The sequence below is a fragment of the Embleya sp. NBC_00896 genome (genome assembly GCF_045207785.1).
Taxonomy (GTDB): Bacteria; Actinomycetota; Actinomycetes; order Streptomycetales; family Streptomycetaceae; genus Embleya.
Window position 1 is genome coordinate 1,362,571 of record NZ_CP108777.1, and the last position, 13,824, is coordinate 1,376,394.

The following is a 13,824-nucleotide window of genomic DNA, read 5'->3' on the forward strand; positions in this document are numbered from 1 at the left end:
GGCTCTGTGTGTTCCGGCGCCGGGGGCTGGACTTCAGGAGAGGACGGCGGGCTTGAGGGTCTGGGCGCACCACTGCTCGAAGCCGGTGGGGGAGGTGGTGTCCGGGGTGCGGGCGACGCCGGCGTCGAGGCCCTCGTCCTTGGCCCGCTTCATGTCGACGATGCCCTGGACGAATGCCTCGTTGAGGCCGTAGCGGACGAGGGTGGTGTACAGCTCGTCGAGCGTCTGGCGTTCGTAGCGGACGGGGCGGCCGAGCTGTTCGGTCATGATGCGGGCCAGGTCGTTGGGGGACAGGTCCTGCGCCCCGAGGACCGGAACGCTGTCGGTGCCGGTCCACGAGCGGTCCAGCAGCAGGCCGGCGGCGGCGGCCGCGATGTCGGCGACAGCGACGAAGGGGGCCTTGCGGCCGGCGTCGACGGAGTCGATGAAGACGCCCTTCTCCCGGATCGAGTCGGCCTCCTCCAGGAGGTTTTCGAAGAAGGACGGGCAGGCCAGGGCCCGATAGGCGACGCCGGTGTCGGCGATGAGGTCGTCCATGGCGAGGGAGGCGGTGACGACGCCGGCCCGGTCGGCGAGCGGGGTGCCGCGGCCGAGCGCGGAGACGCCGACGACATGGCCGACGCCGTGGGCGGCGAGCGCCTTGACGGCGGGGCGGGTGAAACCGCTGTAGGCGTCCTGCGGGGTCAGGGAGGCGTCCGGGGGAGCGAGCCAGAAAACGGCGTCCGCACCCTCGAAGGCCCGGTCGAGGACCTCGGTGTCTGCGTGCGAGCCGGTGATCACCTCGACACGTCGGCGCGCCGCGTCCGGAAGCCGGGCGGGGTCGCGCACGATCACGCGCAGTTCCTCACCCGCGGCGGGGGCGGACTCCAGGAGCTTGGAAAGCAGGTGACGGCCGATGTTCCCGGTGGGAGCGGTAATGACGATCATGAAAACCTCGCAGGTCGTGCCGGATCGGAACGACCCTCATCCTGCGGAGGACAGCCGTGTTGCCACAATGGGAACTTCGGCACGGAGTCATTGACTGAAATGGAATGATGCTGGTGAACAGCCCAGAGCCGGTCATCGACGCCAATCTCGCCATCGCGCTGGACGCCCTGCTGGCCGAGCACAGCGTCACCCGCGCCGCCGCCCGCCTGCACACCTCGCCCGCCGCCATGAGCCGCACCCTGGCCCGCCTCCGTCGCATCCTCCAGGACCCCCTCCTGGTCCGGGCCGGACAGACCATGGTCCCCACCCCACGCGCCCAGGCCCTGCGCGACGAAGCCGCCGCAGTGGTACGCAGCCTCGAAGCACTGCTCAGCCCCGCCGCGGGCGTCGACCCCGCCGGCCTGCGCAGCACCTTCACCCTCCAAGCCGCCGACCTGGTCGGCGCGGCACTGGTCCCCGGACTGCTGCAACTGGCCCAGCAGGAAGCGCCGGGGGTCTCGTTCCGGATCCGGGCCGAAGAACTGGAGGCCGGAACCACCCTCCGCGACGGTCGAATCGACCTGGAGATCGGATCCATCGACCACGTGGACCCCGAAACCCGGATCGAAGAACTGGTCAGCCTCCGCATGATGGCGGCCGTCCGGCCGGGCCACCCCCTCACCGAAAGACCCCTGACCCCGGCCCGGCTCGCCGCCGCGCAGCACGTCGCGGTCAGTCGCCGCGGCCGGTTCACCGGCCCCCTCGACACCGCCCTGGCCGAGCAGAACCTCCACCGGCGGGTCAGCGTCGTCCTCCCCAGCCACTTGGCCGCAATGACCCTCGCCACCCGCAGCGACATCGTCTGCCTCGTACCTGCCGCACTCCCCGGCGCCGCCCCCTCACCCCTCACCGACGACGCCATCGCCCTCGGTCTGCGCCTCCTCGACATCCCCCTGGCAATGCCATCACTGACCATCGGCATGGCCTGGCACCCCCGACACACAGCCGACGGAGCCCACCACTGGCTCCGCAGCGCCATCCGCCGAACCCTCCGCACACCCGGAAGCCCAACCACATGATCCGACCGAGGCACCGGGACAGCCACGACCAGGCGGCAACAAGATCCGAGCGAGGCCCTGTCACCAATCTCGTCGATGTCGGTCCCGGTGAGGACCCAGCCGGCAGAGGCGGGACCGGGGCGGAACCTATGCCCTCAGCCGGCCGGCCCGGGACTCGAGGTAGCGTTGCTCGGCCATGCTCGCGGTGGCCTTCGCGGCGCGACGGTAGTGCTCGTACGCCTGCGCCGTGTCGCCGGTCTTCTCCAGCAGATGCGCCCGTACGGACAGCAGCCGGTGGTGCCCGACCATCCGCTCGTCACTGTCCAATGTGGCCAGCAGGGCCAGCCCGGCCTGCGCGCCCTCGGTCTCGGCGAGCGCGATCGCCCGGTTGAGGGTCACCATCGGGTTCGGTGCGATCCGTTCCAGGATCAGGTAAAGGGCGTGCACCTGCGGCCAGTTGGTCTCCTCGACCTCGGCCGCGTCGGCGTGTGTGGCGGCGATGGCGGCCTGGAGCTGGTACGGCCCCAGCGACGGGCCCGCCAGCGATGCCTTGACCAGTTCGATGCCCTCGTCGACCAGCCCGCGGTCCCACTCCGCACGGTCCTGCTCGTCCAGGGGCACCAGATCGCCGGCCGCTGTCGTACGTGCGTCCCGGCGGGCGTGGGTCAGCAGCATCAACGCCAGCAGCCCGGTCACCTCGGCGTCCTCGGGCAGCTGCGCGTGCACCATCCTGACCAGCCGGATCGCCTCACGCGCGAGATCGACGCGGTGCAGCTCGCCGCCCGAGGAGGCGGTGTAGCCCTCGTTGAAGATCAGGTAGAGCACGTGCAGGACGACGCGTAGCCGCTCCTCGCGCTCCGCGCCACTCGGCATGTCGAACGAGCTGCCGGCGGCCTTGATGCGCTGCTTGGCCCGGCTGATCCTGACCGCCATCGTGGCCTCCGGCACCAGGAACGCGCGGGCGATCTCGGCAGTGGTCAGGCCGCCGACCGCCCGCAGCGTCAGGGCGGTCTGGGAGGCCGCGGTCAGCGTCGGATGGCAGCACAGGAACAGCAGGACGAGCGTGTCGTCGGTGTCCGGCACGTGCTCGGGCACCACCTCGCCGGCCGTCGCCGACTCCCGCTCGCGGCGCGCGTGGTCACTGCGCACCTGGTCGATGAGCCGCCGGGACGCGACGGTCACCAACCAGCCGCGCGGACTGTTCGGCACCCCCTCGGCCGGCCACTGCACAGTGGCGGCGAGGACGGCCTCCTGTACGGCGTCCTCACATCCTTCGAATTGGCCGTGCCGGCGTACCAGCGCACCGAGGACCTGCGGCGTGAGTTCACGCAGCAGGTCCTCGATGTGCGGCAGATCCTCGATGCCCGGTGCTGTCACGCCTCCAATTGTCCGTCAGCGAACATCACCTGCCGCACCTCGATCCCCAGACCCTCGATCGCGGTGTCCGGGATCTGCGCCGCCAGTTCGATCGCCCGCTCCTTGTTCTCGCAGTCGATCAGGTAGAAGCCGCCCAGGTACTCCTTGGACTCCAGGAAGGGGCCGTCGGTCACCACCGGCCGGCCGTTGCGTACGGACACCACAACGGCCTGTGACGGGTCGACCAGCGCCTGCGTGGTCAGAAGCTCGCCGGACTCCTTCAGCGCCGCGATGAACCTGCCATGACCGTCGCCGATCGCCGCCTTCTCCTCGTCGGTCAGCGCGTCCAGCACCGCCGGGTTGACATGCATGCTGATCAGGAACTGCATCTCGTACTCCTCGTGGTTGGCGAGCCCCGACCGGGCCCTTCGAGAGGTTGGTCGGAGCCGCCGCCGTCGTCTTGACATCCTCCGCCCGAAGATTCGCATGCGTTTTTTCGCCATCGCATGGCCCGGACCGCGAGGTCGTCGTTTCGGGTGACGACCCACCGCGGCCCGCGGCAGGCGGGAGAACTCTTCCGCCCGTGCCGATGTCAAGGAGCTCTCGGCCGCTCCGACCAACCGGCGAAACGTCGAGAGAACGGAGAGTTCGGATATGCGAGTCAACCGGGCGTGGCTGGGACTGGCCGTCCTGATGGTGCCGACCCTGCTGGTCGCGATGGACATGACGGCATTGCTCCTCGCGCTGCCGCGGCTGAGCGCCGATCTGGGGGCAAGCAACGTCGAGCAGTTGTGGATCAGTGACAGCTACGGACTCATGGTGGCCGGGCTGGTCATCACCATGGGTGCGCTCGGCGACCGCATCGGCCGCCGACGGCTGCTGATGATCGGCGGAGCGGCGTTCGCGGTGCTGTCGGTGGTGGCCGCGTTCGCGGTCGACCCACTGACGCTGATCGTCGCGCGTGCGCTGCTGGGCGCGGCCGGCGCGACCCTGGCGCCGTCCACGCTTGCCTTGATCATCAACATGTTCGACGACGAACGGCAGCGCGGGCAGGCCGTCGCGATCTGGGCGACCTGCCAGTTCACCGGCGGCGCGCTCGGCCCCGTGCTCGCCGGGTTCCTGCTCCAGCACTTCTGGTGGGGGTCGGTGTTCCTGGTCGCGGTGCCGGCGATGGCGTTGCTGCTGCTCGCCGGGCCGGTCCTGCTGCCGGAGTTCCGCAGCGATCGGGCCGGCCGGCCGGACCCGGCCGGCGTCGGCCTGTCGCTCGTCTCGGTGCTGTTGATGGTCTACGGCGTCAAGCAGCTGACCGTCGAGGAAGCGCCGATCGTGCCCGCGGTGGCCCTCGTCGTCGGTGCGGCCGTCGGAGTGCTGTTCGTACGCAGGCAGTTGCGGCAGGAGACGCCGCTGCTGGACCTGCGGCTGTTGCGCAACCGCCCGCTCACGGCCGTACTCGTCGCGCTGGTCTTCGCCGGCATCGCCATGGCCGGTACGGGCCTGCTGGTCACCCAATACCTGCAGAGCGTGCTGGGCTACTCGCCGGCCACGTCGGCGATGCTGTTCGCACCCATGGGCCTGGGCGTGGCGGTCGGCACCATGGCCGCGCCGGCACTGGCCCGGCGGATGAAGCAGACGACCGCGATCGCCGGCGGGCTGGTGGTGTCGGCGCTGGGCAGCCTTGTGCTGGTCGGCGTCGGCAGTACGCACGCCCTGCCGCTGGTGATGATCGGCATCACCGTACTGGCCCTGGGCACCGGCCCGCTGTTCGCGCTGGGCACCGGGCTGGTCGTCGGGTCCGTACCGCCGGAGCGCGCCGGCTCGGCGGCGTCGATCTCGGAAACCGGCAACTACTTCGGCGGTTCGCTCGGCTTCGCGCTGATCGGTGTGGTGGCCGCGGTGGTCTACCGCGACCGGATGCACGGCACCTCCGACTCGCTCGCCGGCGCGGTCGCCACCAGCCGGGACCTCCCCGCCGACCAGGGCGCCGAACTCCTGCACAACGCGCGGGAGTCGTTCACCACCTGCCTGCACGTCACCGGCATCATCGCCACGATCATCTTCGCCGGGCTGGCCGCACTGATCCTCACCATGCGCCCGACAACCCGGCCCACCCCGGCCACCCTCCCCGACTACGAAGCAGCCGGCTCATAAAGCCTCTGCCAGGGCCGACGTCGCGGTTGCGTTGCGGGTCATGGGCGCTCGGCCACGGGCGGCCCATTGCGCCGGCGAGCACGCGTGCCGCTGCCCGGGACGGCGTTGCCGCCGTCCCGTCGGGTCTGCTCGGGTCGTGGCCGGGCCCCGGCTGCTCAGGCGGGGACGGGCTCCAGGTCGGCGTCGTCGAAGGGTGGATAGCTCTCGCCGCCCGTTCGCTCGGCCGCATCGATGTAGTCGGCAAGAGCGTCGCGGGATTGAGCGATCCTGGTCATCTGATCGTTCAGTCGCCGCAGCCGTGACCGCATCGCGGCCAGCAACTCGGGACACCCGGGCAGCTCCGGGGCCTCGCCGACCGCACAGGGCAGCAGGTACGCGATGTCCTCGGAGGACAGACCGGCACCGAGCAGGTGCCGGATCTGCTTCACCCGCAGCACGGCGTTCTCGTCGTACTCGCGGTAACCGTTCGCGCCGCGGTCTGCCTCCAGCAGGCCCTGGGCCTCGTAATAGCGCAACTGATGGGCGTTGACGCCCGCCCGGCGACTCAGTTCCCCGATCCGCATCGAAACCTCACTTGACCTTCACACCGGTATCAACGTTGACGATGCTGTCATGAACAACAAGACCGAAACACCAGTGACAGTCATCGGACTCGGACTGATGGGCCAGGCACTCGCCGGCGCGTTCCTCAAGGCCGGGCATCCCACAACCGTGTGGAACCGTACGGCCTCCAAGGCCGACCAGTTGGTGGCCGAGGGTGCACTGGCGGCGCCAACGGTCGGCGACGCACTCAAGGCGGGTTCCCTGACGATCATCTGCGTCACCGACTACCAGGCCATGCGCGACCTGCTCGGCGCGAGCGAGGGCGAGTTGGACGGCAAGATGTTGATCAACCTCACCTCCGGCGACTCGGCCCAGGCCCGGGAAGCCGCCCTATGGGCCGAGCAGCGCGGCGCCCGTTACCTGGACGGCGCCATCATGGCCATCCCGTCGGGGATCGGGACCGCCGAGGCGGTGATTCTGCACAGCGGGCCCCAGTCGGACTTCGAGGCGCACAAGTCGACACTCGACGCGCTCGGTACCGTCACCCACCTTGGTGCGGACCATGGGCTGGCCTCCCTGTACGACATGGCCGGCCTGGCCATGATGTGGAGCGTCCTGAACGCCTGGCTCCAGGGCACCGCCCTGCTCAGGACGGCCGGCGTCGACGCCGCGACGTATGCGCCGTTCGCGCAGCAGATCGCTGCCGGTGTGGCCGAATGGCTGCCCGGGTATGCCGAGCAGATCGACAGCGGCTCCTTCCCGGCCGAGGTGTCGGCCCTGGAGACCGACGCGCGGGCGATGGCACACCTGATCGAGGAGAGCGAGGCGGTGGGTGTCAACGCCGAACTGCCCAAGTTGATCAAGGCGATGGCCGACCGCTCGATCGCCGCCGGACACGGTGGGGAGCAGTATCCCGTGCTGATCGAAGAGTTCGGCAAACCCCGTTAGGATTTCCTCTTCCCAAGAAGAGGATTCTCAGCAATGGCTCAGCGCGTCGTCACGCTCTTCACGGATGACATCACCGGCAACGAGGGTGAAGACATCACGACCCACACCTTTGCATTGGATGGCGTCCCCTACGAGATCGACCTCAGTGAGGACAGCTACCAGCAACTCCTGGACGAGCTCGCGCCCTACTTCGGCGCCGCTCGCAAGACCGGCACCGCTTCCCGCCGCGGCAAGGCGGTTCGCGCGTCGGCCGGCCAGGGGCCGGACCCGGTGAAGGTCCGGGAGTGGGCCAAGGCCCAGGGGCTCGAGGTCAATGCCCGAGGCCGGGTTCCCGGTGACCTCGTGGCGAAGTATCAAGCCGCTCACTGAACGACGAGCCGGAGCCGCTCCAGGCTCCGGCCGCTTCAGGCTCCGGCTGCTTCAGGCGCATCGCGGCGAGTCCGGCTCGTGGCTCCACCCGGAGACGAAGGCGGTGCGCCTGGTGACTTCGGCCGACGCGTCCGGGAAGTCGTGTCGGCTCATGGCCCTGGCCGACGGTGGGTCAGCCGAGGCGGTGGGCGAGGGTGGTGAGGGCGATACCGGTGGCGCTCAAGGGGTACCGGGCGGCGTTGCGTGGGCCGGCCGCTCCGAGTGTGGGCAGCAGATCGGTGTCGGTGCGGAGGCGGGTGAGTTCGCGGGCGAGGCGGGCGGCGTCGGTGAAGTCGGTGGCCAGGGCGGTGTCCCCGAGGGTTTCGGTGAGGCCGGGGACCGGTTGGTACAGGACGGGCAGGCCGCACGCCTGGGCTTCCAGGGCGACGAGCCCCATCGCCTCGAGCGTCGTCGAGGGGACGACGAGTGCGTCGTGGTCGGCGAACGCCTGCCACAGTTGGGGGCGCGGGAGCCAGCCGAGGTAGCGGACGTCGACGCGGTCGAGCGTCCGGGCCAGTCGCTCGTACGGGATCCGTGGGGCGGCCACGCTCAATTGCACGCCCTCGGCGATGGCGAGTGCGCGGACGAGGGGTTCGACGCCCTTCTCGACACCGAGGCGGCCGGCGTAGAGCAGGCGGAGCCGGTCGGTGGGAACCCGGGTCGGCCTGGGTGGCGGATCCGCGATGAGCCGGTCGGGGATGCCCCAGGGGATGTGGACGATCTTGCCGCGGTCCACGGTGGGGGCGAGTTCGCGCACGTGGTCGGCCATCGCTCCGCTGGGCACGACGATGGCGTGCGCGGCGCGGACGGTTTCGCGCAGGACGCGCATCTGGGTGCGCTGTCCCTGGGCCAGCAGCAGGTCGGTGCCGTGGACCAGGGCGATGCGCGGGTGCCGGGGCAGGGCGCGGATCAGGGCGGGGGTCGCGCCGAAGGTGAGGTGTTGCAGATGCAGGACGTCGATGCGGGAGGTGTCGATCGCGACCGCGAGGGCACGTTGCAGGGCGGTGACGTAGTGGCCGAAACGGGTCCCTGACGAGCACTTGCCCCCGACGCGCAACAACTCCAGCCCTTTCGGGGTGTGCGGCACCGGACCGTCCGGGGCGAGTATGAACGCCTGGGCGGGGATGCGGGGGCGGGGGCCGGTGTAGAGGTCGAGGAAGAGTTCGACGCTGCCTCCGGGGCTGCCCGCGGGCAGGTCGAGGGCGGTGGCGACGTATGGGCTTGTGGCCGCGTTCACGGCTGGCCTCCGGGGTCTTCCTCGTGGCGACGGGAGATGTCGACGCCCAGCATGCCGGCCCTTATATACCCACATGCCCGGCATTCGGCCCGGGTTGTGAACGCGTCGAGATCAGCGGGACGGTGTCGGTGACCAGACGCCCGTGGCGGTGCCGGCGGCGACGTGGTTCGCGTAGGCGACGACCTTGGCGTGGATGACCGCCAGGCTCGCGTTCAGGTCGGCGATCCGCGCCTGCACGAGGCGTTCGTGTTCCTGGAGGAGTGCCAGGCGCTCCGGTTCGTTGCCCGGGCCCGACCGGACCAGCTCGGCGAAGGTCTTCAGCGTGGCGATCGGCATGCCCGAGTCGCGGAGTCGGTTGCACAACAAAAGCCAGTCCACGTCCGTGGGTTCGTACACCCGCTGTCCGCCGGCGGAGCGGGGGATCGGACGCAGGAAGACGCCCTCGCGCTCGAAGAACCGCAGCGCGTGCACGCTGAGCCCGGTCGCCTCGGCGACGTCCCCGATGGACAGACCACCCGCGCCCTTTGTCATGGCGTCGACACTACCTTGACCTAGACCGCACTCTAGCTTCTAACGTCGAGGACATGACGACGAAGCAACACAGGATCGGTACCGGATTCGGTGCGCGAAGCACCGCCGACGACGTTCTCGCGGGGGTGGACGTATCCGCCACGACCGCCCTGGTCACCGGCGGCTACTCCGGGCTCGGGCTGGAGATCACGCGCGCCCTCACCCGGGCGGGAGCGCGCGTCGTCGTCCCCGCCCGCAGGCCCGGCACCGCCGAGGCGGCCCTGCGCGGTCTGCCCGGGGCGGAGGTGCACGAACTCGATCTGGCGGACCTGGCCGGCGTTCGAACCTTCGCCGAGCGCTTCCTGGACACCGGCCGCGCCCTCGACCTGATCATCAACGGCGCGGGGATCATGGCCTGCCCGGAGACCCGCGTCGGCCCGGGCTGGGAGGCGCACTTCGCGACCAACCACCTCGGCCACTTCGCGCTCGTCAACCGCCTGCGCCCGGCGTTGAGGCCCGGTCGGTCGCGGGTGGTGTCGGTGGCCTCGTCCGGGCACTTCCTGTCCGACATCCGATGGGACGACCTCCAGTTCCGCACCGGCTACGACCGTTGGCTCGCCTACGCGCAGTCCAAGACCGCGAACGCCCTCTTCGCCACGCACCTCGACACCCTCGGCGCGGGCAGTGGGCTGCACGCCTTCGCCGTGCACCCGGGCAGCATCCTCACCCCGTTGCAACGGCACATCCCCCGCGCCGAGCAGATCGCGCAGGGCTGGATCACGCCGGAGGGTGAGCCGGCCGCCGGATTCAAGACCCCGGCGCAGGGCGCCGCGACGGCCGTGTGGGCGGCGACCTCGCCGCTGTTGGACGCGCACGGCGGGGCGTACTGCCAGGACTGCGACATCGCCGAACCCGCGACCGGCGACGACATGCTCGTCGGCGGCGTCAAGCCCTGGGCCGGCGATCCCGACGCGGCATCGCGCCTGTGGGACCTGTCGGCCGAACTCACCGGCCTGAACGCCTTCGGGTAGGGGGCCTCGATCGCGTAGCCGAACCCCCGCGCCGGGCGTTCGGGCCGGGGCGTTCGGGCCGCCCGGCCCCCGGTCACTCGTCCGCGTCCACCGGCCAGTCGAAGAGGTACAGCCGAGTGCGCCGGTTGTGTTCGGTCGGCGTCAGGCTGACCCGCAGGGTTCGACCCCGCCCCCAGGGCAGCGTCAGTCCGGTCTCGGCGAGCATCCCGCGCAGCCCGGCGACGTCTCGCGCGCCGGCGACCCGCGCCAGCCGCTCGGCCCAGGCGCCGGACGGGACCGCGAGGCGGATCTCCAGTTCCTCCAGGCGCGGGCAAGCGTGGGAGAGGTCGAAGTCGAACGCCGGTTCCCGCTGCACGACATGCTCGACCACCAGCCGCCGCAGCGACGACACGAAGTCCGCCGGCGGTCCGGTCGCCCAGTCCGCGGTATGCAACACCACCTCGGACGGCACGGGATTCAGGTAGCTGTACTGCTCGATATCGAACATCGACGAGATCCCGACGCTCATCCCCTCCGGTACGTGGCACCGGGACAGGACCCGCTCGCCGTAGGCGGGAAAGGGGAAGCTACGGGCGGCCCCGAGCAGGAGCCGTATCAGGTCGTCGGCGTCCCATATGAAGGCGTCCTTGGTCAACTCGGCGAACCCGGCCAGATGTTCGAGCGCCATGTCACCGCCGACCGCCGCCGCCAGCTCGATGGTGGGCGCGTGGATCGGCAGCTTGGGCACTGACAGCGCATCGAGCACCACCTCGCCCAACGTAGCCAACTGCCGGGCCTGTTCGACCGTGGCCGGAGGCAACAGCGAGGCCGAACCCCACATCACCGAGGCCCGTAACTTAGGATCCAAGGTCGGCGAGTTGTCCACTGCGTCGGCGGCGAGCAACAACAGATTGTCCCGTTTACGGGGATTACTCCATGCTCGACAGAGCAACTCGTCGATCAGTCGGTCGCGCTCGCGCTCGCGTGCCAGGCCGACAGCCATCGTGAAAACCTCGCGCCACCGGTCGTCCGCATCGGCGTTCTCGACCAACAGACCCAGGTCGCCGTCCTCCAGGAGCTGTCGGGCGGCGAAGAATTCCTGGAACGTGCGGTGCACGAAATCCACGTACCCCGGGCTCGGTTCGCGTAACACGCCGGAACGGACCAGGAGGTAGTCCAAGGCCTCTGCGGGCGCGAGAACAGGTCTGGAGGTCCGGGCAAGGTAGCGGCCGATCTGCTCCTCCGCCGTCCGGCGCGGGACCTCCGAATGGCCGTTGCGCACCATCCAGCAAGCGAACTGTTGCGTGATCGCCTCTTGCGCCCGATCGCCGAGCGCGGCAGCCACCGGCGTGAACACGCCACGATCCTGGTCGCGGCGGGCCAGTAACATCTCCAGCGCAGCCTGGTACAGCTTGATCCGGTCGGCGGGGACCTCCATCCGGCGTTCGCGATGCAGCGTACAGATCAGCGCGCACAACAATGGGTTCGCTGCCAGGCGGCGCAGGTGGCGGTAGGTCAGGAGCTTGCCCAACAGGTCCGCCTTGTACGCGTCGTGCGAGGGTTGGCCCTCCCTGGGATCCGCGCGGACCGCGCCGTACCAGTGCTCGACGAAAGCGCGTTGGTCAACGATCTCCATCGGTAGCAGCCGCACGGACACGAACCCCTCCGTCGCGAGCCATTGGCTGGAGATCGCAGTAGGCCGTGAGGTCGCCACGATCCAGGCCCTTGGATACTGCGCGCACAACTCCGTGATCCAGTCGGTCAGCCGAGTGCGCTGGGCGTCCGGGATCTCGTCCACGCCGTCGATGAGCACCATGGCCCGGCCCGTGCGCAGGAGGTCGCGCACCCATCCCGGCGGCAGCTCTGCCCGCAGCATGGAACCCGTGTGGTCCAGGAAGTTCTCGGGCGCCGGCAGCGCGCCCGGATCCGCGGCCGCGAACGAGAAGTGCCGCAGCGGCAAAAAGAACGGAACGACACCCTCGCGGTCCGACAGCCGGGTGGGGAAACCGTCCCGCGCGGCCCAAACCGCCAAACGATGCAGCAGCGTGGTCTTGCCCGACCCGGCCTCGCCGCGGACGAGCACACGCCGCCGCCCGGCGAGCACGTCCTCGATCCGGGTTCCGAGCGTTCCCGTCGAACCGGGTTCGTCGGCGGCGAGGCTCACGTACGCGGTGCTCATCGGATACCGGAAGTCGGGGTCCTTGAGCGTGACCCCGAACAACTCCATCCGATCCAGGGTCCGCGCGACGCCGGCGCAGTAGCGCTGCTCGAAGTCGAGCAGATCCGCGTCCGAGGGCGGGGTCACGAACTGCTCGATCCGCTCCAGCCGGCCCAGCTGCTCGACGGCGACCGCCGAGGGGAACTCCGGGCTGCGCCGCACGCAGGCCACCAGTTCGGCACACGCCAGTTCCACGATCCGCTCGTACGCGCCCGGCACATCACGCACGTCGGCCCGATCGGGGCGTCGCTCGTCCAGCGCCAACACGTGCGCGGCGAGCCGCCCCGGATCCATCGCCTGACGCAACGTCACCCGCGCGTCCAGGCAGCCCGTGGCGGTCAGCGCCTCGGCGGCGGCCTCGGTCGCCCGCATCCAGCGGCGATCGTCGATCCACCCGAACTCGCTGCGCCGCAGCGCCTCGCAGTCGGCGGCAAGATTGCGTACCGCCCTGTCCCAGGCCTTGGCGTCCCACGCTCCCCGCGCGATCCGCAGCCGCCGGTACAACTGCCGGCCCCCGCCGGTCACCGCGGGCGCGAGCACCCGTACCGCCACCAAGACCGGATCCACCACAACGTTCCCCCGCCGACCGAGCATCGCCGCCACAAGCAGGGAAGAGGTTAGGGGCGCGGGCCCCGGCCCGTCGGCGTTTGTCGGTAGTTGGTCCTCGGTCGTCCACCCGCTCGCGGCGCCGTGCCACCCGCCGTTGCCACCCGCCGCGTCAGTCGCGCGCCAACCCCAGTCCCGCGAGCGCGAACCGCACGGTGTGGGCGGTGTCCTCGGCGTCCACGGCGGTGCCCGCGCGCAGGTGGTCGTGCAGCGTCGCGAGGGTGAGCCGGTACACCGCGAGGGCGTCGGCGTCCGTCGTGGCCAGGGCCTCGCGGAGCGGTCGGACCATGGCCTCGACCGAGTTGCGCTGCTCGGTGGGGAACAGTTCGGCCAGCCGGTCCTGGTGCGCGACGAAGGGGCGGGTCCGGGCCGCCGCGACCGGATCGCCGGCCTGTGCGAGCACGCCCTCGATCCACGCGGCGACCTTGCCCGGGACGTCGGTCGCGGCGGACATCCGGTGTTCGAGGTACTCGGCCATCCGTCGCCGGCCGTCGTCGAGCAGCGCGACGAGCAGCTCGTCCTTGGAACGGAAGTGCCGGTAGAACGCCTGGTTCGACAGGCCGGACTCACGCAGGATGTCGCGCATGGTGGGATCGAGGCTGCCGGTCCGCTCGACGACCCGGTAGGTCGCGTCGACGAGTCGCCGAACCTCCTGCTCGTAGACCGCCCACCGCGCTTCGAGCGGTCGGCGGACCGCGTCGCCCACCAGGCCCTCGGAGTTCGCGGCGCCCGCGGTGGCCGCGGTGGCCGCCGGTTCGATCCCGTCCATCGGCGATCCCTCCACTTCGATCCTTGACACTCTTGTTTGTCGGAACGCCGCATCCTACTATCCAGAACAGTGTTCTGGCACATGTAGTCGGTGTTCTGCGAAGGGGT

At 70.4% G+C, this 13,824-nt stretch carries 13 protein-coding genes; 5 read left to right on the forward strand and 8 right to left on the reverse strand.

Annotated elements, in window-relative coordinates; translation table 11 throughout:
- Nucleotides 1-33: 33 nt before the first annotated feature.
- A complete protein-coding gene (locus tag OG928_RS39370) occupies nt 34-927 on the reverse strand; it encodes an NAD(P)H-binding protein (RefSeq protein ID WP_331766800.1) in 894 nt (297 codons plus the stop codon).
- Nucleotides 928-1,031: 104 nt separating this feature from the next.
- Here OG928_RS39370 and OG928_RS39375 point away from each other — a divergent pair, with 104 nt between their 5' ends.
- The gene (locus OG928_RS39375) at nt 1,032-1,985 is read left to right on the forward strand and encodes a LysR family transcriptional regulator (protein ID WP_331766801.1); all 954 of its coding nucleotides are present in this window, start codon (nt 1,032-1,034) and stop codon (nt 1,983-1,985) included.
- A gap of 126 nt (nt 1,986-2,111) precedes the next feature.
- Here OG928_RS39375 and OG928_RS39380 read toward each other — a convergent pair whose 3' ends face one another.
- Both OG928_RS39380 and OG928_RS39385 read right to left on the reverse strand, forming a co-directional pair.
- Nucleotides 2,112-3,341 carry a DUF6596 domain-containing protein gene (locus OG928_RS39380; RefSeq protein WP_331766802.1) on the reverse strand — a complete coding sequence of 410 codons (1,230 nt, stop codon included), beginning with the start codon at nt 3,339-3,341 and terminating at the stop codon, nt 2,112-2,114.
- Nucleotides 3,338-3,709: a YciI family protein gene (locus OG928_RS39385; RefSeq protein ID WP_331766803.1), complete on the reverse strand. Its 372-nt coding sequence runs from the start codon at nt 3,707-3,709 to the stop codon at nt 3,338-3,340. Before OG928_RS39385 ends, OG928_RS39380 begins: the two co-directional genes overlap by 4 nt.
- 265 nt (nt 3,710-3,974) lie before the next feature.
- Here OG928_RS39385 and OG928_RS39390 point away from each other — a divergent pair, with 265 nt between their 5' ends.
- Nucleotides 3,975-5,468, forward strand: a complete 1,494-nt coding sequence (locus OG928_RS39390) for an MFS transporter (RefSeq protein ID WP_331766804.1) — start codon at nt 3,975-3,977, stop codon at nt 5,466-5,468.
- Between the two features lie 155 nt (nt 5,469-5,623).
- Here the strand turns inward: OG928_RS39390 and OG928_RS39395 are convergent, their stop codons facing one another.
- Nucleotides 5,624-6,031 carry a MerR family transcriptional regulator gene (locus OG928_RS39395; protein ID WP_331766805.1) on the reverse strand — a complete coding sequence of 136 codons (408 nt, stop codon included), beginning with the start codon at nt 6,029-6,031 and terminating at the stop codon, nt 5,624-5,626.
- Between the two features lie 49 nt (nt 6,032-6,080).
- Between OG928_RS39395 and OG928_RS39400 the strand changes: the two genes are divergently transcribed.
- Together OG928_RS39400 and OG928_RS39405 are read left to right on the forward strand one after the other, a co-directional pair.
- On the forward strand, nt 6,081-6,959 hold the full coding sequence (locus tag OG928_RS39400; protein ID WP_331766806.1) for an NAD(P)-binding domain-containing protein: 879 nt from the start codon (nt 6,081-6,083) through the stop codon (nt 6,957-6,959).
- A gap of 33 nt (nt 6,960-6,992) precedes the next feature.
- Nucleotides 6,993-7,328 (forward strand): Lsr2 family protein, encoded by a 336-nt coding sequence (locus OG928_RS39405; RefSeq protein ID WP_331766807.1) that lies wholly within the window; start codon nt 6,993-6,995, stop codon nt 7,326-7,328.
- 172 nt (nt 7,329-7,500) lie between these two features.
- Here the strand turns inward: OG928_RS39405 and OG928_RS39410 are convergent, their stop codons facing one another.
- Complete coding sequence (locus OG928_RS39410; RefSeq protein WP_331766808.1) at nt 7,501-8,604, reverse strand: glycosyltransferase family 4 protein; 1,104 nt, start codon at nt 8,602-8,604, stop codon at nt 7,501-7,503.
- 111 nt (nt 8,605-8,715) lie between these two features.
- Entirely contained in the window at nt 8,716-9,135 is a 420-nt protein-coding gene (locus OG928_RS39415; protein ID WP_331766809.1) for a MerR family transcriptional regulator, read from the reverse strand.
- Between the two features lie 53 nt (nt 9,136-9,188).
- Between OG928_RS39415 and OG928_RS39420 the strand changes: the two genes are divergently transcribed.
- Nucleotides 9,189-10,145 (forward strand): SDR family NAD(P)-dependent oxidoreductase, encoded by a 957-nt coding sequence (locus OG928_RS39420; RefSeq protein WP_331766810.1) that lies wholly within the window; start codon nt 9,189-9,191, stop codon nt 10,143-10,145.
- Between the two features lie 73 nt (nt 10,146-10,218).
- Here OG928_RS39420 and OG928_RS39425 read toward each other — a convergent pair whose 3' ends face one another.
- Together OG928_RS39425 and OG928_RS39430 are read right to left on the reverse strand one after the other, a co-directional pair.
- Nucleotides 10,219-12,909: an NACHT domain-containing protein gene (locus OG928_RS39425; protein ID WP_331766811.1), complete on the reverse strand. Its 2,691-nt coding sequence runs from the start codon at nt 12,907-12,909 to the stop codon at nt 10,219-10,221.
- A 151-nt stretch (nt 12,910-13,060) separates the two neighbouring features.
- The gene (locus OG928_RS39430; RefSeq protein ID WP_331766812.1) at nt 13,061-13,717 is read right to left on the reverse strand and encodes a TetR/AcrR family transcriptional regulator; all 657 of its coding nucleotides are present in this window, start codon (nt 13,715-13,717) and stop codon (nt 13,061-13,063) included.
- Nucleotides 13,718-13,824 lie beyond the last annotated feature (107 nt).

Bases quoted from the DNA above. Each gene is read 5' to 3' on its own strand.
- OG928_RS39370 (WP_331766800.1), bottom strand. From the start codon at position 927: ATGATCGTCATTACCGCTCCCACCGGGAACATCGGCCGTCACCTGCTT.
- OG928_RS39375 (WP_331766801.1), top strand. From the start codon at position 1,032: ATGATGCTGGTGAACAGCCCAGAGCCGGTCATCGACGCCAATCTCGCC.
- OG928_RS39385 (WP_331766803.1), bottom strand. From the start codon at position 3,709: ATGCAGTTCCTGATCAGCATGCATGTCAACCCGGCGGTGCTGGACGCG.
- OG928_RS39390 (WP_331766804.1), top strand. From the start codon at position 3,975: ATGCGAGTCAACCGGGCGTGGCTGGGACTGGCCGTCCTGATGGTGCCG.
- OG928_RS39395 (WP_331766805.1), bottom strand. From the start codon at position 6,031: ATGCGGATCGGGGAACTGAGTCGCCGGGCGGGCGTCAACGCCCATCAG.
- OG928_RS39400 (WP_331766806.1), top strand. From the start codon at position 6,081: ATGAACAACAAGACCGAAACACCAGTGACAGTCATCGGACTCGGACTG.
- OG928_RS39405 (WP_331766807.1), top strand. From the start codon at position 6,993: ATGGCTCAGCGCGTCGTCACGCTCTTCACGGATGACATCACCGGCAAC.
- OG928_RS39415 (WP_331766809.1), bottom strand. From the start codon at position 9,135: ATGACAAAGGGCGCGGGTGGTCTGTCCATCGGGGACGTCGCCGAGGCG.
- OG928_RS39420 (WP_331766810.1), top strand. From the start codon at position 9,189: ATGACGACGAAGCAACACAGGATCGGTACCGGATTCGGTGCGCGAAGC.
- OG928_RS39430 (WP_331766812.1), bottom strand. From the start codon at position 13,717: ATGGACGGGATCGAACCGGCGGCCACCGCGGCCACCGCGGGCGCCGCG.